Here is a 24623-nt window from a genome sequence, read left to right on the forward strand (position 1 = left end):
GCACCGGACCACGACTGGCCGAAGCGCCGTCCCCCGGTCTCGCAAGTTCTCACGACCGTGTTTAGATAAGCTCCATGTCAGCCAGCCACGCCGGTAGTCGGCGCGAACGTCCGAAGTGGCGGAGGCTGCGGTTCCTGGTTCTGGGAATCCTCCTTCTCTTAGTGCTGGTCGTTTCGTGGGTCGGCGTGCGTGGTTACCTAGCGTCTCAACACCTTCAAAAGGCCGCTTCGCTGGCGGACAGCCTGCAAACACAAGTAGTCAACTCCGACGGAAGCTCAGCGCTCGCGACTGCACGCGGGCTTCGCGACGAAGTGCGCGCGGCGCGAGATCTGACGAGCGATCCCGTGTGGCGCTCCGTGGAGGTCTTGCCAGGCGCAGGAGATGACATGCGCGCTGTTCGACAAGTAGCCGAGGTCCTCTCGGCCGTCTCGGAAGACGTCGTCCTCCCTGTCGCTGGCATCGCTCATACCGTGGGTCCGGAGTCGTTCAGGCCGATCGACGGCGCCATCGACCTAGCGCCGCTCTTGAGAGTCCAACCGGCTGTGGGGGCCGCCGATGCCAGTCTTAAGGCTCAAGTCGTCGTGGCAGCCGGCATCGACGCGTCGACGACAATCGGGCCGATCCAGAATTCGGTCAGTAGCCTTCTCGACGTGCTCCAGAAGGCCAGTGGTCAGATGGACGTCGTGGCACGTGCCGTTGCTCTCGCTCCCCAGATGATGGGCGCCGAAGGGCCACGCAACTATCTCGTTATGTTCCAGAACAACGCCGAGCTGCGGGCCACCGGGGGCATACCTGGCGCTGTCGCTCTTTTGCACGTCGAGGATGGGAGACTCAGCCTCGTTCAGCAGGCGTCATCGAGCGATTTCCCTCGAGCTGACGCTCCTGTACTGCCGTTGCCTCCAGAGACGGAGGGACTGTACGGAGCCATCACGGGTCAGTACATCCAGGACGTGAACCTCACTCCTCAGTTCCCTCTGAGCGCGCAGCTCGCGAGGGAGATGTGGAAGCGGCAGTTCGGCACGACCGTAGACGGGGTCCTCTCCATGGATCCCGTCGCCCTCAGCTACCTCATGGCCGCGACCGGGCCCATCACCTTGCCGACCGGCGACGTCCTCACCTCGGACAACGTCGTCCCGCTGCTGCTCAGCGAGGCGTACTCCCGCTACGAGGAACCGGCCCAGCAGGACCTCTTCTTCGCCGGAACCGCGTCGGGCGTGTTCTCCGCCGTGGCGTCGGGCTCACTCGACCCCAAGGTGCTTGTGTCGGCGCTCACCCGGGCTGGAGACGAACGCCGCATCTACCTATGGAGCGCGGACCCTGACGAGCAGGCCCGCATCGCGGAGACGACGCTCGCGGGCCAGCTGCCGACGAGCACGCCGTCGCAGCCCCGCTTTGGTATGTACCTCAACGACGGCACCGGGGCGAAGATGGACTATTACCTCGGCGCCGAGTTCGGAGTCGGTCAGGAGGTGTGCCGGCAGGACGGGCGCTCCACCTACGTCGTTGAGGTCACGCTCCGGAACGACGCACCTGCCGACGCCGCGACGTCACTGCCGCCGTACGTCACGGGAGACGGGAACTTCGGCATTCCCCCGGGCCAGATCAGCACCAACCTCGCCGTCTATGCCCCCAGTGAGGGGGTGTTCATGGAGGCGGCAGTCGATGGTCAACCTGCCGGTGTACAGACCGCGACAGACTCCGGCCATGCGGTCGTCCAGCTGCAGACCACCCTCTCACCAGGACAAAGCACGACGATCAAGATGTCGTTCCTCGGCGGGCCGACTACTACTGGCGCGGCGCAGCTCGAGACGACCCCGATCGTTAACCTTTCGGAAACACAACAGGTAAGCGTTGCCTGTGAATCTCCGCTAACCTGAGCCTGCGTCTCATTCCGCAGGGGAAATCACTGGGGCGCCTATCCACTTAGGGGAACCCATGAAGAAGATCATCGCCGCAGCTCTGCTCGTGGTCGCCGGCGTTTTCGCTGGTCCGGCCGCTGCCCAGGCCTACGTCCCGTCGACCAACGTCACGGTGCAGGGCACCGTCGCCGCTGGTGGCACCATCAACGTCACCATCGTCAACGGTTCGTTCATCGCCGGCGAGAACGTCAGCTTCGCCGTCACCGGTGAGGGTCGCGTCACGCTGGCCGCCATCGAGACCACCACGCTCGTCAAGACCGCCGACGCCAACGGTGCCGCTCGCGTCGCCGTCACGCTGCCCACCACCGCGCGTGGCACCTACTCGCTGACCGCGACCGGCCTCACCTCCGGCAACGTGGCGCCCGCCGCGCTGACCGTGGTCGCCGCTGACGGCACCCCCGCCGCTGGCTCGAACAACGCCGGTGGCCTCGCCTTCACGGGTTCGACCGTCCCGACGCTCGTCATCTGGGCCGCCGCCGGCGCCCTGATGCTCGGCATCGCGCTGATGGTCGTTGTCACGCTGCAGCGCCGCGCGCGCAACAACGCGTAACACCAGAGCACCGGGAAGGCCTCGAGCTTCGGCTCGGGGCCTTCTTCTGTCGCAGAACGGGGAGATGCGCGCGTGGAGATGTTAGGACAAGCGGCCCTGCTGCTGATGACGGCTGGCTTGTGCCTGACCATCTGGCACTGGGGTGTCGTGTATGACCATCGCGCCTCAGCCAGGCGGCTCCGCGTGGAGAGGGGTTCGGCCCGCGAGACTCGTCAGTTCGGGCTCAGCTTGTTGGTGTCCTTCGTGGCCGTCATCGCCCTGACTCCCGTCATCGGCCTCGTGACATCAGGTCTCTTCGAACTAATGAAGACCGATTGGCCGTGGGCAGTCTCGCTAGCCTCGTTGTTCGTCGCCGTGCTCTTCGCGGGATCGACCTGGCTTGCGGAGCGAGCCCGCAACTCATTCGACGGGCAGTACTCGGACTACGCGACGCTCTGGCGCGATCTCGTAGACGAGCGCTCCCAGGGTCGGAACGTCCGGACTGAGAGCGAATGGAGACATGCTCTCGTCGCAGTGGATGACCGTCTCCAGCGGTCGGCCGCGTTGTCCGCGGGCGTGCTGAGCGACACGGACATCAGACGCTTGGCTACCGAGAACAAGACACCGCTCGAGATCGTCGATGAGCTCGTTGACACGGCGGTGTCGCGACACCGTGGGTGGAACTACTTCCGTGCCGCACCCGCCGGCCTCGTCGTGCTGGCGGTCCTGGTGGGCGGAGCGTGGGGCCTCACCCTAGGCTCGCCGGCCCAGAGGGTCAGCGCCGTCATCTTCGTCTTCAACCTCGGCGGGTCAGGGGTGCTCCTCGCTCACTGGATCGGGAGGCGAGCCAGCATCGCGGCGGCTCGCCTGCGTCTCAGCATCGACGTCCAAGTCAGGCTCTGCCGTTGGATGGCCCTCCAGGCACTGGATGCTCTCGTCGAAGTGCGGGGTGCACAAGCGACCGCGGTCGCTGCCACTAGCCCTCTCGGGCAAGGAATCGGTCTCAGAGGGCCCCGTGATGCCTGGCGGGTGTTCTGGGCGCGGTGAGGCGCCCGAGCACGACCACTCCGACGAGGGCTCCGAGCAGTGCCCCCGTCGTGTTCGCGAGCAGGTCGTCCAGCGAGGCGAAGCGGTCGGGGAGGAAGAGCAGCTGGCCGAGCTCGACGCTCCCGCTGATCACGAACCCGGCCACGGCGCCCCACCACCACCGGCGCAGGCCGACGAGCAGCACCACGATCAGCCCGACCGGCACGAAGAAGACGATGTTGGCCGTGAACTCGACGGCGCTGTAGCTCATCCACTCGGGGAAGCCGATGGTGCGCAGCCGGTCGAGCACCCGGATCAGCAGGGGAGTCACCTCGCTGTCGACCGGCCTGGACGTGAAGGCGACGAGCGCCACGAACGCGCCGTAGCCGAGCGCGGATCGGACCGCGAGGCGCCGTGTCGCAGGGCCGGGCGTTCCGGCGGGGTGAGCGCCCATCAGGGGGCGGAGCGCCGCGCTGATCAGGGCACCGAGCGCGAGCCCGACCGCGACGGCCACCGTCAGGGAGGTGAGGCGGGCGCGGACCGGCACCGCGCCTCCCGCAGTCGCCGCCGTCATCACCACGATCGCCACGACCCCCAGCACGGCGGCGAGGCGCAGCAGCGCCCGTCGCCGACGGAAGCCCGTGGCGACGTCGGCCAGGGGGAGGAGCGGTGCGAGCACCAGCGCGATCACGGCCACCTGCGTGTAGCCGTCCGACATGGTCAGCAGGCCGACCGGCCGCGTCAGGGCGAGCACGTCGGCCCAGGTCGACCGCGCCACCTCGGCGACGGCCGGGAAGAGGGCGACGTACGATCCGACGAGGGCGAGCACGACGAGCCAGGCCGCGAGCAGACGGGCGGCGGTCGTCCGCAGCCGTCGCGTCGTCATCCGGCCCACGGTAGCGGTGTCCGCCTGCGACCGCGCCGGGGAGCGCCGCGCCTCGACGGCGGGGCAGCGGCGACCGACAGGTGTAAGACAGGAGCATCCCATGACGAACGCATCCGACTCCTCCTCTGCCCGCGACTCCGACGGAGCGCCCGCGGCCTCCGACCCCACGGGGCAGATCACCGACCGCCAGAAGTGGCAGGCGTTCGGCGTCTGCGTCGGCGTCGCCGCCCTCACCATCCTCGACCTGTCGAAGGTCAACGTCGGCCTGCCGAGCATCGAGGCCTCGCTCGGCGCCGGGCCGACCGCCCTGCAGCTGATCGTCGCGGGCTACGCCCTCGCCTTCGGCCTCTCGCTCGTGCCCTCCGGCCGCCTCGGCGACCTCAAGTCGCGCCGCCTCATGTTCGTCATCGGGCTGAGCGCGTTCACGATCGCGAGCATCCTCTGCGCCCTCGCCCCGAGCATCGAGCTGCTCGTCGTCGCGCGCATCCTCCAGGGGGTCGCGGCCGGCATCCAGATGCCCCAGGTGCTGGGGCTCGTGCAGCAGCTCTTCCAGGGCAAGGAGCGCGGTCGCGCCTTCGGGCTCTTCGGCGCCGTCATCGGCATCTCGACCGCCTTCGGCCCGACCCTCGGTGGCCTGCTCATAGCGATCGGCGGCGACCAGGACGGCTGGCGCCTGCTCTTCTGGATGAACGTGCCCCTCGGCATCGTCGCCATCGTCTTCGCCCTCAAGTTGCTGCCCCGAGCGACGACCGCCCCGGGCGGCCACAACGAGCTCGACCTCGTCGGCATCGTGCTGCTCGGCCTCACCATCCTCACGCTGATGCTGCCGTTCGTGCTGACCACCGGCCAGGGCGACGAGCCCCTCCGCTGGCTCTTCCTCATCGGGTTCGTCGGCTTCGGCGCCGCCTTCGTCGCCTGGGAGCAGCGCTACAAGGCCCGCGGCAAGTCACCCGTCGTGCACTTCTCGCTGTTCTCGCTCGCGTCGTACCGCAACGGCACCCTCATCGCGACGGTGTACTTCTGCGCGCTGCCCGCGACCTTCCTCCTCACCACGCTCTACCTGCAGCAGGGGCTCGGGCTCGAGCCCGTCTACGCCGGCATGGTGACGATCCCGTTCGCCCTCACCTCGGCCGTCGCCGCGTTCTACGGCGGCCGCATCGTCGACAAGTACGGCCGCAGCCTCGTGGTGCTCGGCCTCGCTCTCGTGGCCGGCGGCTTCGTGCTGCTGCTGCTCGCCGCGGTGCTCACCCCGCAGGAGATCACGCCCTACGCCATGGGCGCCGGCATGCTCGTCGCCGGCGCGGGCGGCGGCTTCGTCATCTCGCCGAACCAGACCCTCACCCTGGCGGAGGTGCCGGTCGAGATGGGCGGCGTCGCCGGCTCGATGGGCCAGGTCGGCCAGCGCGCCGGCACCGCCATCGGCACGGCGGCCGCGGTCTCGACCTTCTACTCGGTCATCGCCGGCGCCGGCTCCGACGCGTCGCTCGACGTCTACCACGCGGCCTACCGCAGCGGCTTCTTCGTCACCATCGCTCTCGTGGCGGTCGCGCTCGTGCTGGCGCTGCTCGACCTGCGGGCCCGCAAGCAGGGGCGCGTGGGGGAGGCGGCCAGCGCCTCCTGAGGTCTGCTGCGCCGGGTGCGGTGGTCGGGCCCGCGACGACGCCTCGGTGTCGAGCGTCGAGGGCCCCGGCCGGACGACGCGTCAGGCGGTCGCAGGCCAGGACGCCGCCGCGGCGACGAGCCACGCGGTGATGTCGACGTCGTGCGTCGTCGGGAGGTCGACGGCGGCCGGGTCGACGGCGCTGACGGTGCTGCTCGAGGGGGAGACGACGGAGGCGGCGGTGACGACGGGCATGAGGGGCTCCTTCACGAGGGGGTGACGTCGCCGCGGGCGGCGCCCCCGGCGTTGACGGAGCCCCCGCGGCCCGCCCTCAGGGCAGGCGAGCCGCGGGGCCCCTGGTGCGCCGGCCCGTCCGTGGACAGGACCCCTCCGGGGTGCGGCGTCGACCTGCGGCCAGTCAAGCGGTCGCCGCGACGCACGGCATCACCCCGGGGGATGGGACTGCCCAGGCGCGAGCTAGTCCGGAGGGATGAGGCCGGTCGCCGGGCGGCGCGCTGCGGCCCGCGCCTCCGGCTGACGACTGCTCGGCTCTGACGGGCTCTTGCGTGCTGCTCAGCCCGCGACGACCCCGAGCACCCCGTCGTGCAGCAGCCCGTTCGTCGCGAGGGCGCTGCCGTGCCACGGGCCCGGCTTGCCGTCGGCGCTCGAGAACCGGCCCCCCGCCTCCTCGACGATCGGGATGACCGCCGCCATGTCGTACGGCTCGAGCCCGAACTCGCCCGCCACGTCGACGCTGCCCTCGGCGACGAGCATGTACGACCAGAACTCGCCGTAGGCCCGCGTGCGCCAGACCCGGCCGGTGAGGTCGAGCAGCTGGTCGAGCCGGCCGGCGTCACGCCAGTACTCGAGGCCGTTGTAGCTCAGCGACGCGTCGGCGAGGTCGCTCACCCCCGACACGCGCAGGGGAGCGGTGCCGTGCTCGGACGAGAACGCCCCGCCGCCCCGCGTCGCCCACCAGCGCCGCCCGAGGATCGGCGCGCTCACGACCCCGAGCACCGGCACCCCGTCGACGACGAGCGAGATCAGCGTGGCCCACACCGGCACCCCGCGCAGGAAGTTCGCCGTGCCGTCGATCGGGTCGACGATCCACTGGCGGTGCGAGGCACCGTCGTCGCCGTACTCCTCGCCGAAGAAGGTGTCGCCGGGGCGCTCGGCCTCGATGCCGGCCCGGATCGCCCGCTCGACGGCCTGGTCGGCGTCGGTCACGGGCGTGCGGTCGGGCTTCAGCGACACGTGCAGGTCGGCCGAGCAGTAGCGCTCGGTGCTGATCGCGTCGGCCGCGTCGGCCAGCTGCAACGCCAGCCGCAGGTCGTCGGCCCACTCGGCCGAGCCTCTCGGATCGGCAGCGGACGAGGAGTCGCGGGTCGGGTCGGTCACCTCGCCAGCGTACCGAGCGCGGCCGGCCGGCACCGCGCCTCCGGCTGGCCCGTCCTGCCCGCACCGCGCCTCCTCAGGCCACCTTCTTGCGGCAAATGCCGACTGAACGAGACCGGTGAGCCGCAGAACAAGTGCTTTTCCGGGTCTCAGATCATCCCCGGTCGGCATTTGCAGCCAGCGGCCCCCGGACGGGCCGGTGCGCACGCCCCCGTGGGCCGCCACCCCGAGACGCGTCGCGGCTACGGCTGCTCGTCGCCGCGGGCGTCGTCGTCGCGCGCGGCCTGGTCGCGGCCGCTGACCCCGCCCTTCGAGGCGAGCAGCGTCTGCAGCGACCGGAGCCGCTCGCGCCCGGTCTCGCCGAGCTCGCCGGCCTCGACGCGGTCGACGATCTCCCAGTCGTGGGCCTCGGCGAGGGGGATCCCGTCGGGCGCGGGCCCGTCGGCGGGCAGCGCGTGCGCCGCGAACGCCTTGAGGATGTTCTCGGGGTCGACGTGGCCGAGGCCGAACGACCGCACGCCGGGGGTGTCGACGATCCAGCCGCCGCTCGGGACCTTGAACGACACCGTCGACGACGACGTGTGCCGCCCGCGCCCGGTCACGGCGTTCACCACGCCGACCTCGCGCTGCGAGCCGGTCAACGCGTTCACGAGCGTCGACTTGCCGACGCCCGAGTGCCCCACGGTGACCGTCACGTGGCCGTCGAGCAGCTCGCGCAGCTCGTCGAGCACGGGCGACGGCGAGCCGTCGGGCAGCGGGTCGAACGACGTGGAGGTGGTCGTCACGATCCGCAGGTCGAGGCACGCGAAGTGCGCGGCGAACGGCGCCGGGTCGGCGAGGTCGGTCTTCGTGATGCAGAGGATCGGCTCGACGCCCGCGTCGAACGCGGCCACCATGTAGCGGTCGACGAGGCGGGGGCGCGGCTCGGGGTCGGCCGCGGCCACGACGATCAGCATCTGGTCGGCGTTCGCCACGATCACGCGCTCGACGGCGTCGCTGTCGTCGGCGCTGCGCCGCAGCAGCGTCGTGCGCTCCTGCACCTTCACGATGCGGGCCAGCGAGCCCTCGGCACCGCTCGTGTCGCCGACGACGCCGACGCGGTCGCCCGTCACGACGCTCTTCTTGCCCAGCTCGCGGGCCCGGGCGGTCGTGATCTCGCGCTCGTCGGGGGTGCCGGCGTCCATCAGCACGCCGTAGCGGCCGCGGTCGACCGTCCAGACGACGCCCTCCTCGGCCTGGTCATACGCCGGCCGCTGCTTCGTGCGCGGCCGGTTGGCCTTCGGGTTCGGGCGCACGCGCACCGAGCTCTCGTCGTACTCGCCGTACGCCTCGTCGTCGGCGTCGCCCTCGACCTCGCTCCACCAGCTCATGCCGGGCCTACAGGAAGCCGAGCAGGTCGATGTCGGCGGGTCGCTCGCTGACACGGCGACCGAGCAGCTCGCTCCACAGCTCCGTGAACTGCGGCAGCGTCTTCGCCGTCACGCGCACGTCGTCGACCTCGACGCCGTCGACCGCGAGGCCGATGATCGCCGCGGCCGTCGCCATGCGGTGGTCCTCGAACGAGCGCCACTGCCCGGCGTGCAGGGGGGAGGGCTCGAGGTGCAGGCCGTCGTCGAGCTCGGTCACCCGGCCGCCGAGGGCGTTGATCTCGCTCGCGAGGGCCGCGAGGCGGTCGGTCTCGTGGCCGCGGAGGTGCCCGATGCCGGTGATCGTGCTCGGCCCGGAGGCCAGGGCCGCGAGGGCGACCAGCGCGGGGGCGAGCTCGCCGCCGCGCGAGAGGTCGACGTCGACGCCGGGCAGCGAGCCGCCGCCGATCAGGCCGTCGCCGCCGTCGACCGTGAGCACGTCGCCCTCGAGCGTGACGGTCGCGCCCCAGAGGGGCAGCAGCTCGATCAGGTCGGCGCCGACCTGCGTCGTCTCGGCGGGCCAGTGGGCGATCGAGACCGTGCCGCCCGCGACGAGCGCCGCGACCAGGAAGGGCGCCGCGTTCGACAGGTCGGGCTCGATCACGAGGTCGCGGCCCGCGATCGGGCCCGCGGCTACCTCCCACACGCCGGCCGCGGGCGAGGCGACCTCGACGCCGCGCTGCGCGAGCGCTTCGACCGTCATCTCGATGTGGGGCATGCTCGGCAGGCTCTCGCCGGTGTGGGTCAGGGTCAGGCCCCGCGAGAAGCGCGGGGCCGAGAGCAGCAGCCCCGACACGAACTGGCTGGAGGCGGACGCGTCGATCTGCACCGCGCCTCCCTCGACCTCGCCGGTGCCGTAGACGCTGAAGGGCAGCGAGCCGCGGCCGTCGTCGGCCACCTCGACGCCGAGCGCCCGCAGCGACGCGACTGTGGTCGCCATCGGGCGGCGGCGAGCCGACTCGTCGCCGTCGAACGTGACGGGGCCGAGGGCCAGCGCGGCGACCGGGGGCAGGAACCGCATGACGGTGCCGGCCAGGCCGCAGTCGACGGTGACCCCGCCCTGCAGCTCGCCGGGCGTGATCTCGAGGTCGGGGCCGAACGGCTCGCCCGACTCGACCTCGTCGATCGTGGTGCCGAGCGACCGCAGGGCCTGGATCATCAGCGCGGTGTCGCGCGAGTGCAGCGGCGCCCGCAGGCGGGACGGGCCGGAGGCGAGGGCCGACAGCACGAGCTCGCGGTTCGTCAGCGACTTCGACCCGGGCAGCGAGAGGGAGGCGCGGAGCGGCCCGGCCGCACGCGGCGCGACCCAGCGCCCCGGGTCCGCCTCGGGCACGCGGCCGTCGTCGTAGGGGGAGAACTCGGGCGCGGAATACCTGTACACCTGCATCGGTTCACCAGGGTAATGCAGCGACGACCTGGAGGACGTGTGCCCACAGCACTTGCACCGATGACGCTTCCGGGGCGCATCACCGTGGCCGAACTAGAATCGGCCCTGATGATCACCCCCGAGGGCGACGAGCCCACCCCCGCGACCAGCGCGACCACCGCCGCGCCCGTGCCCGAGCGCGCCGTCGACGCCCCCGCGACCGACGAGGCCGCGGGCGAGGGCACCGTGGCCGGCCCGGCCGAGGCCGAGGCGACCCCTCCGGGCGAGGCCGAGCTCCGCTCCCTCTTCGAGGAGCAGGCGCTGCCGTTCATGGACCAGCTCTACGCCGCCGCGATGCGGATGACGCGCAACCCGGCCGACGCCTCCGACCTCGTGCAGGAGACCTTCGTCAAGGCGTTCGCCGCCTTCCGGCAGTTCCAGCAGGGCACCAACCTGAAGGCCTGGCTGTACCGCATCCAGACCAACACGTTCATCAACACGTACCGCAAGAAGCAGCGCGACCCCTACCAGGGCACCATCGACGAGCTCGAGGACTGGCAGATGGGCGGCGCCGAGTCGGCGACGCGCACCTCCGGCTCCACGCGCTCGGCCGAGGCCGAGGCGATCGACCACCTCCCCGACAGCGCCGTGAAGGACGCCCTGCAGAAGGTCCCGGAGGACTTCCGGATGGCCGTCTACTTCGCCGACGTCGAGGGCTTCTCCTACCAGGAGATCGCCGACATCATGAAGACCCCCGTGGGCACGGTCATGAGCCGTCTCCACCGCGGTCGCCGCCTCCTCCGAGGCCTCCTCGCTGACTACGCACGCGACCGCGGCATCGCGGTGCCGGTCGGCACGACGACGAAGGGCAGCAAGCGATGACCGACTGCGGGTGCGACAAGACCAAGGCCGAGCTCGAGGAGTACCTCCACGGAGAGCTGTGCCGCGAGGACGCGGCCGACATCCGCGAGCACATCGCGAACTGCGCCGACTGCGCGGGCGAGCGCAAGGTGGGCGAGGTGCTCACCGAGGCCGTGCAGCGCGCGTGCCGCGAGACGGCCCCGGAAGACCTCCGCTCGACGGTGCTCGCGCGGCTGCGGGCCCTCCAGGCCCAGCACTAGCGGGCCCCGGGGAGTCGCGGGTCGGCTCCCCGGCACCGCAGCCCCCGGCGCACCGTCGTCACGCACCGCGGCACTGCGCTAGCGTCGGCGTCATGACCGCCACGGTGGAGGTGCTCGGCACCCCGACGCCCGACGACCTCGACGACCTCGTCTCGCTGATCAGCTCGCTGGGCTACGCCCTCGACGCCGACGTGCTGTCGGCCCGCCTGGCCCGCCTCACGGCGGAGGCCGGCCACGAGACCTGGGTCGTCCGTGACGCGGCCGGGCGCGTCTCGGCGGTGGCCGGCGCGCACGTCACGTGGGCGTACAACGCCGACGCCCCGACCGCCCAGCTGCTGCTGCTCGTGGTCGCCGACGCCGCCCGCGGCGACGGCCTCGGCTCGTACCTCCTCGGCCACTTCGAGGGGTGGGCGCGCGGGCACGGCGCCCGCACGCTCGACGCCGTCTCGGCCGCGGCGACGGACTCGGCGCACCGGTTCTACCGCAAGCGCGGGTACCACGAGGCGGGCGTGCGGTACTCGAAGCTCGTCTGAGGGCCCTGTCGCAGGGTCTTGGTCGAGGTGACGTCGCCCCGGCCTCGTGGCCCGGAGACGCCCGTCAGCTCCCGGGCGCCCCGGGCTCAGCGCCCCGCGGCGTGGTGCGCCGCCACCGCGGCCGCGTCGAGCGCGGTGTCGTACACCCGCACCGTGTCGACGTCGCCCCGGAGGGTGTAATCGGTCGGCTCACCGGCCCACGACGCGAGTGACTCGCGGCCGACCCGCCACGAGCCGTTGTACGCCTTGAGGGCGCGGGCGTCCGTCCGGCGGCCCTGCAGCTCGCCGTCGAGCCAGAGCTCCGTGCTGCCGGGCCGGAACGTGCCGACGGCGTGGTGCCATTCGCCGTCGGTCACCACGCTCCGCCCGCCGAGCGCGAAGCGGAAGTCGTTCGACCCCTGCACGCCGAAGTGCAGGGTGCCGTCGGCCCCGACGTAGAGGTGGCGGTCCTTGTAGGGCGACGCGGCGGAGGTGCTCGAGCTGTAGCCGACGATCCTCCCGCCGGCGCTCTCGGTGCGGAACCACGCCTCGACCGAGAACGTCGAGGGCGCGGGGCCGACCACGGTGCTCTGCACGCGGGCGTCCGGGGCGTCGAGGCTCATCGACGGGTCGCCGTCGCAGGGAGCGTCGTTCCGCACGGGGCCGGAGGCCGACCGGCCGAGGTGCCCGTGGCCGCTCTCGTCGCGGACGTCGCCGCCCCGTGGCTCCGAGAAGCCCCAGGCCAGCACCGGGTCGTCGAGCAGCGGGCCGCCGAAGCACGGGAAGGTGTCGGTCGAGGCGGTGGCCGCCGACCCGGTGGTCGCCGAGAAGGCGGCGTCGCTGGTCGCACCGACGGCGGCGACCGTCGCGACGACCAGCGCGCCCGCAGCGAAGCGCACCGTGCCGGAGGCGCGGGTCGGCATCCCGACGGAGGGCGCGTCGGTCTCCCACCGCGGAGCACCGCAGCGGCGGCAGGGCAGCCCCTGCCGGACGTCGCGGTCGGCGCGGGCGAGCACCGAGATCACCGACGCCGCCGCGACGAGCAGCAGGATCGGCGCGACGGCGCCCTGTCGCAGCCACACGCCGGGCAGGCCCACGGCCGGCACGCGCAGCACGCCCGTGCCGTGGACGGCGGCCGGGGAGACCGGGCTGCTGTCGTCGGCGGCGTTGGCGTCGCCCCGGAGGCGCAGCCCCTCGTCGCCTGTGCGGACGAGCCGGTGCAGTCGCAGGCGGTCGGCGTGGTCGGGGTCGTCGACGAGGAGGACCTGGCCCGGCACCGCGTCGGCGCCGTCGATCGGCACGGCCGCGACGACGTCGCCGGTGCGGAGGCGCGGTGCCATCGAGTCGCTCGCGACCGTCGTCACCGACCAGCCGGCGGCGGCCGGGAGCACGCACCACAGGGCGAGCAGGGCGACCGTCCAGAGCGCGGTGCGCGCCGCCGTGGCGACGGCGACCGCGGGCAGGTCGCCCGGGCAGGAGCGGACGGGCTGGGGCACGGGGATCCCTCGGGTGGCGGTCGGGTGCGGAGCGGACGGACGGCGTTCGGGGGCGACGGGTGCGTGCCGGCGGGGCACGGGGCCGCCGCCGGCGCGCCGTCGGTCAGTCGTTCTGCGCCTCCCAGACGAACGTCGTCGCCGCCTCAGCCTCCTGCAGGGCGTTCGTCGCGTCGTCGGCGAGGTGGTACGTGACCCGCCACAGGGAGTCGGTCGTGCCGGCGGGCACGCTCCAGTCGCCCACGCCGTCGGCGAACGAGGTCGAGGTCGCCAGTTCGGCGAGGGTGCCGGCGAAGAGGATGTCGCCACCGGGGACGAACCGCTCGCAGGTCGCCTCGGGGTCCCCCCGCTCGACGACGACGGCGAGGGACGACCCGAGGGCGTCGAGATCGACCGTGTCGCTCGCGTAGAGCCGGACGGTGCTGGCGGCGCTCGTGTCGGCCGTGACCGTGAGGCAGTTCGAGCCGGTGTCGCCCGGCAGCAGGCCGGCGACCTCGAAGAGCGCCTGGCCCTCGTCGTCGTCGCTGATCGCGACCTTGCCGGTGGCCCAGCTGTTGCCGGCGTTCTCGGTGGTGTCGGAGAAGGCGGCGTACGAGCTCGTGCCGACGACGACGCCGCTGATGACGACGGCGAGGGGGAGGGCGGCGAACGCCGCGAGGCGGGTGGAGCGGGCGGAGAGGTGCATGGGAGTCCTTCGTCAGCGGCGGGGGCCGGTCGTGGTGAGGGGATGTCGCATCTGAGATGTTACGTGACATTCCACATCCTGACAACCGCTCAGCGCATCACCGCCCGGGAGCCGTCCGGCGTGGCCACCGGAAGAGCACGTCCGCCCGCGGCCAGCGCGTGACCACGAGGTGGAGGACGGCGCCGATCGAGAGGGCGCCGATCAGGCAGAGGGCGACCTCCACGAGCGGAGGCGCTCCGAGCGCCACGCTGAGGTCGTGCCCCGCCTTGACCCCGATGGTGTGCGGCAGGTACCAGGTGATGCTCCGTCCGCCCACCAGTGCGGGGAAGCGGCCGACCCGTCGACGACCGAGCCAGGTCGCACCCGCGACGAGCGCGACGAACGACCCGGCGACCGGCAGCGCTGCCCACGGCTGGAAGGCGGGGGAGTCGCCCCCCAGCGCGACCGCCACGGCCGCCGTCGCGGCGACCACGACCGCGCTCACCAGCACGGCGCCCCGTGATCCGCAGGCCCGACGGAGGGCCTCGGGTCGACGGCCCGACCAGACGCCCAGGAAGAAGAAGACGGCCATGGCCCAGAACCGACCCGGCAGGTCGCCGGGGAGCTCGGGCACGGTCAGCGACGCGAGCGCCGCGCCCGCGGCCAGGAGACCGGGGTGGAGTCGTCGGGCCAGGAGGGCCACCACCCCGAAGATGAGCAGGTAGGCCAGGAACCAGGTGCCCCACGGCAGGTGCGACGTGGTGTCCGCGACGGCCTCGTCGAGCCGGCCCAGGGCGATGCCCCGGGCGACGTCGACGGCGACGATGACCGCGCCCCACACGACGAGGGGCCACAGGACGCTCCGGGCGCGCGCGAGCAGGAACGACCGGGCCCCACGACCGACGGTCGCGGGCACCAGGGCCCCCGAGAGGAACATCAGGAGCGGCATCCGGAACGGTGCCAGGGCGATCGTCACGTCGCGCAGCCACTCCGGCACGTCGGCCGGGTAGAGGATCGCGTGGTGCAGCGCGACGAGCAGCACGCAGAGGCCCCGGGCGACGTCCACGCCGACCTGCCGGGGCGGCCGGCTGGCTCCGGAGCCCGGCACCGAGGGTCGGGGAGCGGCAGGAGGTGCGTCGTCGAGCGGGGCGAGGCGGGTGGGGGAGGCGGGGTCTCCGGGAGCGGGCATGCGCACCAGGGTCGCCCCGCGCCTCCTCGGCTCCGGGAGCCCGGCACGACGGGGGGCGACATCGGCTCGGCCGACGTCACCCTCCGTCTCGTCCGCCGCGGTCGGCGGGCTTCACCCCGACGGCGCTACAGCGTGAGCGCCGCCGCGATCAGCTCGGCCTGCTGCGCCGCGCTGGCCTTCGTCGAGCCGGCCGCCGGCGACGCCGAGGCGGGGCGCGACGCGACCCGGATCGGGCGGTCGAGGTGCTTCTGCAGCTCGAGCACGACGAACGGCCAGGCACCCTGGTTCTCGGGCTCCTCCTGGGCCCAGACCAGCTCGGCCTGCGGGTAGCGCGACAGCACCTCGCGGATCCGCTCCAGCGGCAGCGGGTAGAGCTGCTCGAGGCGCACGAGGGCGACGTCGTCGCCGACGCCGCGCTTGTCGAGCTCAGCCGTCAGGTCGTAGTGGATCTTGCCCGAGTGCAGCACGATGCGCTTCGTCGCCGACGGGTCGGAGACCCGCGTGCAGTCGAGCACCGGCTCGAAGCGGCCCGAGGTGAACGCGTCCACGCCGCTCGTCGCGCCGCGCAGCCGCAGCATCGCCTTCGGGGTGAAGACGACGAGCGGGCGCCGCGGCCGGGCGTAGGCCTGGCGGCGCAGCAGGTGGAAGTAGGAGGCGGGGGTCGAGGGGCGCGCGACGGTCATGTTGTCCTCCGCGCAGAGCTGCAGGAAGCGCTCCATGCGCGCCGACGAGTGGTCGGGGCCCTGCCCCTCGTAGCCGTGCGGCAGCAGGAGCACGACGCTGGAGCGCTGGCCCCACTTCTGCTCGGCGCTCGAGATGAACTCGTCGATGACGGTCTGCGCGCCGTTGCTGAAGTCGCCGAACTGCGCCTCCCACATCACCAGCGCGTCGGCCCGCTCGACCGAGTAGCCGTACTCGAAGGCCATCGCCGCGTACTCGCTGAGCAGCGAGTCGTAGATCCAGAGGTTCGCCTGGTCGTCGGTGATGTTCTGGAGCGGCAGCCACTCCTGGCCGTTCTCGCGGTCGTGCAGCACGGAGTGGCGCTGCACGAAGGTGCCGCGACGGCTGTCCTGGCCGGCGAGCCGGACGGGCGTGCCCTCGGTGAGCACCGAGCCCATCGCGAGCAGCTCGGCGAAGGCCCAGTCGATGCCGCCGGCGCGGCTCATGTCGACGCGCTTGCGCAGCAGCTGCGACAGCTTCGGGTGCACCGAGAAGCCCTCGGGCGGGTTGTCGTGCGCGTCGCCGATCGCGTGGATCAGGTCGAGCGACACCCCGGTCGTCTCGGGCTCGCCGGTGCGGTCGTCGCGCTGCGACACCGGTCGCTCGAGGTCGTCGACGTCGCCCGCGTCGTCGGTGACCACCGGCATCGACCCGGTCTGGGCCGCGTGCGTCTCGGCGAAGGCCCGCTCGAGGCGGTCCTGGAAGTCGCGGTGGGCGCCGTCGTACTCCTCTTGTGTGATGTCGCCGCGGCCGACGAGCGCCTCGGTGTACAGGGTGCGGACGCTGCGCTTGGCCTCGATGAGGTTGTACATCAGCGGCTGCGTCATCGACGGGTCGTCGCCCTCGTTGTGGCCGCGGCGGCGGTAGCAGACCAGGTCGACGACGACGTCGCGCTTGAACTGCTGGCGGTACGAGAACGCGAGCTCGGCGACGCGCGCCACGGCCTCGGGGTCGTCGCCGTTGACGTGGAAGACCGGCGCCTGGATCGTCTTCGCGACGTCGGTCGAGTAGACCGAGGTGCGCGACTCCGACGGCGGGGTGGTGAAGCCGACCTGGTTGTTGATCACGACGTGGATGGTGCCGCCCACGCGGTAGCCGCGCAGCTGCGACATCTGCAGCGTCTCGACCACGACGCCCTGGCCGGCCATGGCCGCGTCGCCGTGCACCAGCACGGGCAGCGTGGCGAAGACGCCCTTCGGCCCTCTGTCCTGCTTCGCGCGGACGATGCCCTCGAGCACGCCGTCGCCGGCCTCGAGGTGCGAGGGGTTCGCCGCGAGGTAGACCGGGATGGTCTCGCCGGTCGCGCTCGTGAACTCGCCCTCGGTGCCGAGGTGGTACTTCACGTCGCCGGAGCCCTGGACCGTCTTCGGGTCCTGCGTGCCCTCGAACTCACGGAAGATCTGTCCGTACGTCTTGCCGGCGATGTTCGTCAGCACGTTGAGGCGGCCGCGGTGGGCCATGCCGATCGCGACCTCCTCCAGGCCCTCCCGGGCGGCCTGCTGGATCACGGTGTCGAGCAGGGCGATCGCCGACTCGCCGCCCTCGAGGCTGAAGCGCTTCTGGCCGACGTACTTCGTCTGCAGGAAGGTCTCGAAGGCCTCGGCCTCGTTGAGCTTCGCGAGGATCCGCATCTGCTCGTCGTGCGACGGCTTCACGTAGGGCACCTCGACGTGCTGCTGCACCCAGGCCCGCTGCGCAGGGTCCTGGATGTGCATGTACTCGACGCCGATCGTGCGGCAGTAGGAGTCGCGGAGGATGCCGAGGATGTCGCGCAGCAGGGCGGAGGTGCGGCCCCCGAGGCCCCCCGTGACGAACTCGCGGTCGAGGTCCCAGAAGGTCAGCCCGTGGCTCTCGATGGCGAGGTCGGGGTGGGTGCGCTGGCGGTACTCGAGCGGGTCGATGTCGGCCATCAGGTGGCCGCGCACGCGGTAGCTGTTGATGAGCTCCTGCACGCGCGCCGTCTTGCCCACGCGCTCGGCGAGGTTGACGTTGATGTCGGCGTTCCAGTGGATGGGCTCGTAGGGGATGCGGAGGGCCGCGAAGATCTCCTCGTAGAAGCCGCGCTGCCCGATGAGCAGCTCGTTGACCTTCTTGAGGAACTCGCCGGAGCCCGCGCCTTGGATGACGCGGTGGTCGTAGGTGCTCGTCAGCGTCACGGTCTTGCCGATGCCGAGCTCGACGAGGGTCTTGGACGACGTGCCCTGGAACTCCGCCGGGTAGTCGAGAGCGCCGGCGCCGATGATCGAGCCGGCCCCCTTCATGAGGCGCGGGACGCTGTGGACGGTGCCGATGCCTCCCGGGTTGGTCAGCGAGATCGTGTTGCCCTGGAAGTCCGCCGCCGTGAGCTTGTTGTCACGGGCCCGGCGGACGACGTCCTCGTAGGCCGACAGGAAGTCGGCGAAGGTCATCTCGTCGGCCTTCTTGATGCCGGGCACCAGGAGGGCACGGGTGCCGTCCGGCTTCGGGATGTCGATCGCGAGGCCGAGGTTGATGTGCGGGGGAGTGACGACCGAGGGCTTGCCGTCGACCTCGTCGTAGAAGACGTTCTGGCTCGGGAACTCCTTGAGCGCCTGCACCAGGGCCCAGCCGATGAGGTGCGTGAACGACACCTTGCCGCCGCGGGCGCGCTTCAGGTGGTTGTTGATGACGATGCGGTTGTCGATCATCAGCTTGGCCGCGACGGTGCGGACGCTGGTCGCGGTGGGCACCGTGAGGCTGGCGTCCATGTTGGTCGCGAGCGACTTCGCCATGCCGCGGAGCGGCGTGACCACGGCCTCGGGCTCCGGCGTGGGCTCGGCGGCCGGGCGCTTCGGCTCCGGCGCCTTCGCGGGCGAGTCGGCGGGGATGGGCTTCGCGGAGGGCTCCACCGACGTGGTCTTCGCCGCCTTCTTGCCGGCGGGGGCGGGCGGGGCGGGGGCCGGGGCGGCGGGCTCGTCCTGGCCGGGGGCGCCGGCGACCTCGTCGGGGACCTGGGCCTGGCCGCCCTCGGTCGAGGCGGGCTCCGGGGCGGCGGGCGTGCTGGTCGCTGCGCCGGCGGACTGCGGGGCGGAGGCGGCGTCGGCGGCGCCTCCGGCCGGGGACCCTCCGCCGTCGGCGGGGGTGTACGCCTCGAGGACGGGCCACCACGACTCGTCGACCGCGTTCTTGTCGACCAGCCACTGCTCGTAGAGCTCGTCGACCAACCACTCGTTGGCGCCGAAGGCACCCTCGTCGGTCGTTCCCGTCACGTGGCTCGTCACAGCCGATCGCCCACTCTCCGTTGATTGTTGATCAGTGCGTGGGCAGCGCCGCCCACGGTGCCCCAGCTTAAGCGCATCCGACCGAGCGCGGGCAGGGCGACCCGCAGGAGGCGCCCCACCGGCGGGCTCGTATCCCACGGAGTCAGCGCGGTCGAGGAGAGCTACCGTGGAGCCATGAGGTTCTACGAGACGACGCCGACCCACGACCTGACGTACTCCGACGTGTTCCTCGTGCCCAGCAGGTCGTCGGTCACGAGCCGCCTCGACGTGAGCCTCGCCCCGGGCGACGGCACCGGCGCCACGCTGCCGATCGTCTCGGCGAACATGAACTCGGTCACCGGGCCCCGCCTCGCGGCGACCCTCGCCCGACGCGGCGGGCTCGGGGTCCTGCCGCAGGACATGCCGCTGCAGCAGCTCGACGCGGCCATCCGGTGGGTGAAGGCCCAGCCGGTCGACTACGACACCCCCTACTCGCTCGACGCGGGCGAGACCGTCGAGACGGCCCTCCGCAGCGTCCCGGCCGTCGAGGGCCACGGCATCGTGCTGCACGACGGCACCGGCGCGTACCTCGGCTGCATCGCGGCCTCCCGCCTCGGCACCGCGCCCCGCGACGCCGTGCTCGGCGACCTGCTGCACGGCGCCCTCACCTCCCTCGACGCCGACGACGTCGACGGCCCGCGCGCCGCCTTCGACCGCATGGTCGCGGCCGAGATCGACTTCGCGCCGGTGCTCCGCCACGGCCGTGTCATCGGCACGGTCAGCCGCAAGAGCGCGCTCCGCAGCACGCTGTACCGGCCGGCCCTCGACGCCGGGGGGCGCCTCCGCGTGGCCGCCGCCGTCGGCATCACCGGCGACGTCGCCGAGAAGGCGCGGGCGCTCGCCGCCGCCGGCGTCGACGTGCTCGTGATCGACACCGCGCACGGCGACCAGGACGGCATGATCCGGGCCATCAAGTCGGTCGCGGGCCTCGGGCTCGGCCTGCCGATCGCCGCCGGCAACGTCGTCACCGAGGAGGCGGTGCGCCACCTCGTCGCCGCCGGGGCCTCCATCGTGAAGGTCGGCGTCGGCCCGGGCGCGATGTGCACCACCCGCATGATGACCGCGGTCGGCCGCCCCCAGTTCTCGGCCGTGCTCGAGACGGCCGCGGCGGCCCGCGCGCTGGGCGCCCACGTCTGGGCCGACGGCGGGGTGCGGTACCCCCGTGACGTCGCCCTCGCGCTCGCCGCGGGCGCCGCCTCCGTCATGATCGGCTCGTGGTTCGCGGGCACGATCGAGGCCCCCGGCGAGCTGGCGGCCGACGAGGAGGGCCGGCTCTACAAGGAGAGCTGGGGCATGGCCTCGACGAAGGCCGTGCAGGGCCGCTTCGAGCGGCTCGACCCCTACGAGCTCGCCCGCAAGACGCTCTTCGCCGAGGGCATCTCGTCGTCGCGCATCTACCTCGACCCGCTCCGCCCCAGCGTCGAGGACCTGCTCGACATGATCACCTCCGGCGTCCGCAGCTCGTTCACCTACGCCGGCGCGACGACCCTGCCCGAGTTCGCCGAGCGGGCCCTCGTCGGCGTCCAGTCGGCGGCGGGGTACGAGGAGGGCAAGGCGCTGCCGGTCAGCTGGTAGCGGACGCGGCCCGCGTCCGCTCGACAGGTGGGGGCGCGAGCGCCCGCGCGCGGTAGGATCGCACGCCTATGGATGACCCTCCGTCCCAGACGACCGCACCCTCCCACCATCTCCTCGCCGAGCGGGGTGACCGCTCCTCGTGAACGAGTGGATCCTCCTCGGCATCGGCCTGCTGCTCACCGTCGGCACCGGCCTGTTCGTGGCCAGCGAGTTCAGCCTCGTCAACCTCGACCGGTCCGACCTCGAGGCCCGTGAGCAGAAGGGCGAGAAGGGCCTGGGCCCGACCATCGGCGCCCTCCGCATCACCTCGACCCACCTCTCCAGCGCCCAGCTCGGCATCACGCTGACGACGCTGCTGACCGGCTACACGATGGAGCCCGCGATCTCGCGGCTGCTCGAGCCGCCGCTCACCGCGGTGGGCGTGCCCGAGCCGGTCGTCGACGTCGGCGCGCCGATCGTCTCGATCGTCGTCGCGACCCTCCTGTCGATGATCATCGGCGAGCTCGTGCCCAAGAACTTCGCCCTCGCCCTGCCGCTGCGCACGGCGAAGCTGGTCATCCCCTTCCAGGTCGGCTTCACCACGGTGTTCAAGCCCGCGGTGCGGCTGCTCAACGAGACGGCCAACGCCATCCTGCGGTCGATCGGCATCGAGCCGAAGGAGGAGCTCTCGGGCGCCCGCACCGCCGAGGAGCTCTCGTCGCTCGTCCGTCGGTCGGCGTTCGAGGGCAGCCTCGACACCGACACCGCGACCCTGCTGGCACGCACCCTGGCGTTCAGCGACCACACCGCCTCCGACGTGATGACGCCCCGCCCCCGCCTGTCGACGGTGACGCGGACGGACTCCGCCGAGACGGTGCTCGAGCTCGCGCGCCGCACGGGCCTGTCGCGCTTCCCGGTCACCGACGACGGCATCGACGACGTCGTCGGCCTCGTGCACGTCAAGCAGGCCGTCTCCGTGCCCCGCGAGAAGCGGGCCGACGTGCCCGTGTCGGCGCTGCAGACCGACGCCGTCCGCGTGCCCGAGACGATGACCCTCGACAACCTCCTCGCCGAGGTGCGCGGGCGCGGCTACCAGATGGCCGTCGTCGTCGACGAGTACGGCGGGACCGCCGGGGTCGTCACCCTCGAGGACCTCATCGAGGAGCTCGTCGGCGAGGTCTCCGACGAGCACGACCGCAGCCGCGTCGACGTCGTGCGCTCCCGCAACTGGCTCACCTTCCCGGGCCTCCTGCGCCCTGACGAGCTGCTCGAGCGGGCGTCGGTCAAGGTTCCGGAGGAGGGCCCCTACGAGACCGTCGGCGGCTGGCTGATGAGCGAGCTCGGGCGCCTGCCCTTCGTCGGCGACGTCGTCGAGAGCGACTCCGGCACCTTCCGGGTCGAGCGCCTCGACGGTCGCCGGATCGACCGCATCCGCTTCACCCCCACCCCGGACGACGAGGCGAGCGAGGCCGGTGACGCCGACCGCGCCTCCGGCACGGGGGCTGCCTCGTCGCAGATCGCCGACGCGCGCCAGGGTGCGCACGACGACGCCCGCGGGCCGGGCGGGCCCGCCACCCGCACCGACCGGGCGACCCGGGCCGCCACGGCGGCGGCCGCCGCCCGGGCCGCAGGGCGCGGCGCCGGCACGACCACGACGACAACGAAGGAGGACGCGCGATGAGCGACTGGCTCGGCATCGTCTGGCTCGTGCTGCTGCTGATGGGCAACGCCTTCTTCGTGGCGGCGGAGTTCGCCGTCATCAGCGCCCGTCGCTCCCAGATCGAGCCGAAGGCGGAGGCGGGCAGCCGCGCCGCCAAGACGACGCTCTGGGCGATGGAGCACGCGACGATGATGCTCGCGACGACGCAGCTCGGCATCACGATCTGCTCGCTGCTCATCCTCAACGTGTCGGAGCCCTCGATCCACCACCTGCTCGAGGGCCCGCTCGGCCTCACCGGCCTCAGCGAGGAGCTCGTGAGCGTGGTCGGCTTCGTCATCACGCTGGTGCTCGTGTCGTTCCTGCACGTGGTGCTCGGCGAGATGGTGCCGAAGAACATCTCGTTCTCGCTGCCCGACCGGGCCGCGCTGCTGCTGGCCCCGCCGCTCGTCGCGATCGCCCGTGTCTTCCACGTCGTGGTCGTCGCCCTCAACTGGTCGGCGAACGCCGTGCTGCGGGCCTTCCGGGTCGAGCCGAAGGACGAGGCGGCCAGCGCGTTCACGGTCGACGAGGTCGCGACGATCGTCGCGCAGTCGCAGCGCGAGGGCACGCTCACCGACGCGAGCGGCACCGTGCAGGCCGCGTTCGAGTTCACCGAGAAGACCGTCGACGACGTCGCGGTGCGGATGTCGGGCCTCGTCACGCTGCCGGAGGACGCTACGCCGTCCGACGTCGAGCGCGCCGTTGCCCAGAACGGCTTCTCGCGCTACGTGCTCGTCGACGACGGCGGCGACCCGACGGGCTACCTGCACCTCAAGGACGTCATCGACCTCGACGTCGACGAGTTCCACGACCCGGTGCCGCCGAAGCGGATCCGTCAGCTGATCTCGATCTACCGCGGCACCGAGCTGGAGGACGCCCTCGCGACCATGCGCCGCAGCGGCGTGCACGTCGCCCGCTCGTTCGACGAGCACGGGGCGACGCAGGGCGTGCTGTTCCTCGAGGACATCCTCGAGGAGCTCATCGGCGAGGTCCAGGACGCGACCCGGCGCTCGTAGCGGGCGCTCCGGCGGTCGTGCTCGCCGCCTCCCGCACGGTGCACGACGACGGCCGCCCCGATCGCGAGATCGAGGCGGCCGTCGTCGTCCGGTGCCGGAGGCGCGGAGCGGTTGCCGGGGTCAGCTCACCCGGAACGGCGCGCGCTGGTACTGCGCCGGCACGTAGTCGAGCTCGACGCCCAGCTCGGCGGCGGCTCGGAGGGGGAAGTGCGGGTCGCGGAGGAACTCGCGGGCCATGAGCACGACGTCGGCCCGGCCCGAGGAGATGACCTCGTCGGCCTGGCGGGCGGAGACGATGAGGCCCACGGCACCGGTCTCGACGTCGGCCTGGCGACGGACGTGCTCGGCGAAGCGCACCTGGTAGCCGAGGCCCACGGGGATGCTGACGCCGGCGACGAGGCCGCCCGTCGAGATGTCGAAGAAGTCGGCGCCGGCCTCGCGCGACCACGCGGCGACGGTCGCGGTGTCGTCCTCGTCCCAGCCGCCCTCGGCCCAGTCGGTGGCGCTGAAGCGCACGAGCAGCGGGTAGCCGTCGCCGACCTCGGCCCGCACGGCGCGGACCACGTCGAGCAGGAGGCGCGCGCGGTTCTCGAGCGAGCCGCCGAACTCGTCGGTGCGCTGGTTGCTCAGCGGCGAGAGGAACTGGTGCAGCAGGTAGCCGTGCGCCGCGTGCAGCTCGATCAGCTCGAAGCCGGCCTCGACCGAGCGGCGGGCGGCGGTGCGGAACGCCTCCACGAGGCCGACGACCTCGTCGTGCGTCAGCTCGCGCGGCTCGTCGTAGCCCTCGAAGGCGACGGCCGAGGGCGCGACCGTCGGCCAGCCGCCCTCGCTCGCGGGCACGGTGCCCTGCACGTCGCTCCAGGGGCGGAAGGTCGACGCCTTGCGGCCCGCGTGCGCGAGCTGGACGCCGGGCACCGAGCCCTGGCCCTTGACGAACGCGGTCACGGGCTTCCAGGCCTCGACCTGCTCGTCGTTCCAGAGGCCGGTGTCCTGGGGCGAGATGCGGCCCTCGGGCACGACCGCGGTGGCCTCGCTGATGACGGCACCCGCGCCTCCCCGGGCGAGCGCGCCGAGGTGCACGAGGTGCCAGTCGGTGGGCACGCCGTCCTCACGGTCGACGCTGTACTGGCACATCGGCGCCACCCAGAGCCGGTTGCGGAAGGTCGTGCCGCGCAGGGTGATGGGGTCGAACAGGCCGGGGGCGCCGTCGGCCGGGGCCGTGCGGGGGGAGTCGGTGGTCACGCTGGTGT

20 protein-coding genes are annotated in these 24623 nt (G+C 72.4%); 10 read left to right on the forward strand and 10 right to left on the reverse strand.

Features of this window, described 5'->3' with window-relative positions:
- Positions 1-74 precede the first annotated feature (74 nt).
- From F1C15_RS14950 to F1C15_RS14960, 3 genes are all read left to right on the forward strand, one after another.
- On the forward strand, positions 75-1877 hold the full coding sequence (locus F1C15_RS14950) for a DUF4012 domain-containing protein (protein WP_185232113.1): 1803 nt from the start codon (positions 75-77) through the stop codon (positions 1875-1877).
- Positions 1878-1935: 58 nt separating this feature from the next.
- Positions 1936-2469, forward strand: a complete 534-nt coding sequence (locus tag F1C15_RS14955; protein ID WP_185232115.1) for a hypothetical protein — start codon at positions 1936-1938, stop codon at positions 2467-2469.
- 243 nt (positions 2470-2712) lie between these two features.
- On the forward strand, positions 2713-3495 hold the full coding sequence (locus F1C15_RS14960) for a hypothetical protein (protein WP_185232118.1): 783 nt from the start codon (positions 2713-2715) through the stop codon (positions 3493-3495).
- Here the strand turns inward: F1C15_RS14960 and F1C15_RS14965 are convergent.
- Positions 3452-4360 (reverse strand): VanZ family protein, encoded by a 909-nt coding sequence (locus F1C15_RS14965; RefSeq protein ID WP_185232120.1) that lies wholly within the window; start codon positions 4358-4360, stop codon positions 3452-3454. The two genes, F1C15_RS14960 and F1C15_RS14965, sit on opposite strands and share 44 nt — an antisense overlap.
- A 100-nt stretch (positions 4361-4460) precedes the next feature.
- Here F1C15_RS14965 and F1C15_RS14970 point away from each other — a divergent pair, with 100 nt between their 5' ends.
- Entirely contained in the window at positions 4461-5981 is a 1521-nt protein-coding gene (locus tag F1C15_RS14970; RefSeq protein WP_185232123.1) for an MFS transporter, read from the forward strand.
- An 81-nt stretch (positions 5982-6062) separates the two neighbouring features.
- Here F1C15_RS14970 and F1C15_RS14975 read toward each other — a convergent pair whose 3' ends face one another.
- The 4 genes from F1C15_RS14975 to aroA form a co-directional block, all read right to left on the reverse strand.
- A complete protein-coding gene (locus F1C15_RS14975) occupies positions 6063-6215 on the reverse strand; it encodes a hypothetical protein (RefSeq protein ID WP_185232125.1) in 153 nt (50 codons plus the stop codon).
- 318 nt (positions 6216-6533) lie between these two features.
- Entirely contained in the window at positions 6534-7358 is an 825-nt protein-coding gene (locus F1C15_RS14980) for an inositol monophosphatase family protein (RefSeq protein WP_255465338.1), read from the reverse strand.
- Positions 7359-7597: 239 nt separating this feature from the next.
- Positions 7598-8725 carry a ribosome small subunit-dependent GTPase A gene (gene rsgA / locus F1C15_RS14985; protein ID WP_185232129.1) on the reverse strand — a complete coding sequence of 376 codons (1128 nt, stop codon included), beginning with the start codon at positions 8723-8725 and terminating at the stop codon, positions 7598-7600.
- A 7-nt stretch (positions 8726-8732) separates the two neighbouring features.
- Entirely contained in the window at positions 8733-10148 is a 1416-nt protein-coding gene (gene aroA / locus F1C15_RS14990) for a 3-phosphoshikimate 1-carboxyvinyltransferase (protein ID WP_185232131.1), read from the reverse strand.
- Between the two features lie 108 nt (positions 10149-10256).
- Between aroA and F1C15_RS14995 the strand changes: the two genes are divergently transcribed.
- The 3 genes from F1C15_RS14995 (at position 10257) to F1C15_RS15005 (ending at position 11781) form a co-directional block, all read left to right on the forward strand.
- Positions 10257-11009 (forward strand): sigma-70 family RNA polymerase sigma factor, encoded by a 753-nt coding sequence (locus F1C15_RS14995; RefSeq protein ID WP_185232133.1) that lies wholly within the window; start codon positions 10257-10259, stop codon positions 11007-11009.
- Positions 11006-11248, forward strand: a complete 243-nt coding sequence (locus tag F1C15_RS15000) for a zf-HC2 domain-containing protein (RefSeq protein WP_056053738.1) — start codon at positions 11006-11008, stop codon at positions 11246-11248. Before F1C15_RS14995 ends, F1C15_RS15000 begins: the two co-directional genes overlap by 4 nt.
- A 92-nt stretch (positions 11249-11340) precedes the next feature.
- The gene (locus tag F1C15_RS15005; RefSeq protein WP_167258892.1) at positions 11341-11781 is read left to right on the forward strand and encodes a GNAT family N-acetyltransferase; all 441 of its coding nucleotides are present in this window, start codon (positions 11341-11343) and stop codon (positions 11779-11781) included.
- Between the two features lie 86 nt (positions 11782-11867).
- Here F1C15_RS15005 and F1C15_RS15010 read toward each other — a convergent pair whose 3' ends face one another.
- From F1C15_RS15010 to F1C15_RS15025, 4 genes are all read right to left on the reverse strand, one after another.
- Positions 11868-13256, reverse strand: coding sequence for a LamG-like jellyroll fold domain-containing protein (locus tag F1C15_RS15010; RefSeq protein ID WP_185232135.1), 1389 nt, complete (start codon positions 13254-13256; stop codon positions 11868-11870).
- A gap of 103 nt (positions 13257-13359) precedes the next feature.
- Positions 13360-13938, reverse strand: a complete 579-nt coding sequence (locus tag F1C15_RS15015) for a hypothetical protein (protein WP_185232137.1) — start codon at positions 13936-13938, stop codon at positions 13360-13362.
- A gap of 97 nt (positions 13939-14035) precedes the next feature.
- Positions 14036-15106 carry an acyltransferase gene (locus tag F1C15_RS15020; protein WP_185232139.1) on the reverse strand — a complete coding sequence of 357 codons (1071 nt, stop codon included), beginning with the start codon at positions 15104-15106 and terminating at the stop codon, positions 14036-14038.
- A 125-nt stretch (positions 15107-15231) separates the two neighbouring features.
- Positions 15232-19065, reverse strand: coding sequence for a multifunctional oxoglutarate decarboxylase/oxoglutarate dehydrogenase thiamine pyrophosphate-binding subunit/dihydrolipoyllysine-residue succinyltransferase subunit (locus F1C15_RS15025; protein WP_185232141.1), 3834 nt, complete (start codon positions 19063-19065; stop codon positions 15232-15234).
- A 174-nt stretch (positions 19066-19239) separates the two neighbouring features.
- Between F1C15_RS15025 and F1C15_RS15030 the strand changes: the two genes are divergently transcribed.
- The 3 genes from F1C15_RS15030 (at position 19240) to F1C15_RS15040 (ending at position 23373) form a co-directional block, all read left to right on the forward strand.
- Entirely contained in the window at positions 19240-20679 is a 1440-nt protein-coding gene (locus F1C15_RS15030) for a GuaB1 family IMP dehydrogenase-related protein (RefSeq protein ID WP_185232143.1), read from the forward strand.
- A 139-nt stretch (positions 20680-20818) separates the two neighbouring features.
- On the forward strand, positions 20819-22339 hold the full coding sequence (locus F1C15_RS15035) for a hemolysin family protein (RefSeq protein WP_185232145.1): 1521 nt from the start codon (positions 20819-20821) through the stop codon (positions 22337-22339).
- The gene (locus F1C15_RS15040; RefSeq protein ID WP_185232147.1) at positions 22336-23373 is read left to right on the forward strand and encodes a hemolysin family protein; all 1038 of its coding nucleotides are present in this window, start codon (positions 22336-22338) and stop codon (positions 23371-23373) included. The genes F1C15_RS15035 and F1C15_RS15040 overlap by 4 nt, the downstream gene beginning before the upstream one ends.
- A gap of 120 nt (positions 23374-23493) precedes the next feature.
- Here the strand turns inward: F1C15_RS15040 and F1C15_RS15045 are convergent, their stop codons facing one another.
- A complete protein-coding gene (locus tag F1C15_RS15045; protein WP_185234423.1) occupies positions 23494-24567 on the reverse strand; it encodes an NADH:flavin oxidoreductase/NADH oxidase in 1074 nt (357 codons plus the stop codon).
- Between the last annotated feature and the right edge of the window lie 56 nt (positions 24568-24623).

This window comes from Frigoribacterium sp. NBH87 (genome assembly GCF_014217665.1).
Taxonomy (GTDB): Bacteria; Actinomycetota; Actinomycetes; order Actinomycetales; family Microbacteriaceae; genus Frigoribacterium; species Frigoribacterium endophyticum.

Excerpts from the sequence above, each read along its gene's own strand:
- F1C15_RS14950 (WP_185232113.1), top strand. The coding sequence starts at position 75 with ATGTCAGCCAGCCACGCCGGTAGTCGGCGCGAACGTCCGAAGTGGCGG.
- F1C15_RS14955 (WP_185232115.1), top strand. The coding sequence starts at position 1,936 with ATGAAGAAGATCATCGCCGCAGCTCTGCTCGTGGTCGCCGGCGTTTTC.
- F1C15_RS14965 (WP_185232120.1), bottom strand. The coding sequence starts at position 4,360 with ATGACGACGCGACGGCTGCGGACGACCGCCGCCCGTCTGCTCGCGGCC.
- F1C15_RS14970 (WP_185232123.1), top strand. The coding sequence starts at position 4,461 with ATGACGAACGCATCCGACTCCTCCTCTGCCCGCGACTCCGACGGAGCG.
- F1C15_RS14975 (WP_185232125.1), bottom strand. The coding sequence starts at position 6,215 with ATGCCCGTCGTCACCGCCGCCTCCGTCGTCTCCCCCTCGAGCAGCACC.
- rsgA (WP_185232129.1), bottom strand. The coding sequence starts at position 8,725 with ATGAGCTGGTGGAGCGAGGTCGAGGGCGACGCCGACGACGAGGCGTAC.
- aroA (WP_185232131.1), bottom strand. The coding sequence starts at position 10,148 with ATGCAGGTGTACAGGTATTCCGCGCCCGAGTTCTCCCCCTACGACGAC.
- F1C15_RS14995 (WP_185232133.1), top strand. The coding sequence starts at position 10,257 with ATGATCACCCCCGAGGGCGACGAGCCCACCCCCGCGACCAGCGCGACC.
- F1C15_RS15000 (WP_056053738.1), top strand. The coding sequence starts at position 11,006 with ATGACCGACTGCGGGTGCGACAAGACCAAGGCCGAGCTCGAGGAGTAC.
- F1C15_RS15005 (WP_167258892.1), top strand. The coding sequence starts at position 11,341 with ATGACCGCCACGGTGGAGGTGCTCGGCACCCCGACGCCCGACGACCTC.
- F1C15_RS15015 (WP_185232137.1), bottom strand. The coding sequence starts at position 13,938 with ATGCACCTCTCCGCCCGCTCCACCCGCCTCGCGGCGTTCGCCGCCCTC.
- F1C15_RS15020 (WP_185232139.1), bottom strand. The coding sequence starts at position 15,106 with ATGCCCGCTCCCGGAGACCCCGCCTCCCCCACCCGCCTCGCCCCGCTC.
- F1C15_RS15030 (WP_185232143.1), top strand. The coding sequence starts at position 19,240 with ATGAGGTTCTACGAGACGACGCCGACCCACGACCTGACGTACTCCGAC.
- F1C15_RS15040 (WP_185232147.1), top strand. The coding sequence starts at position 22,336 with ATGAGCGACTGGCTCGGCATCGTCTGGCTCGTGCTGCTGCTGATGGGC.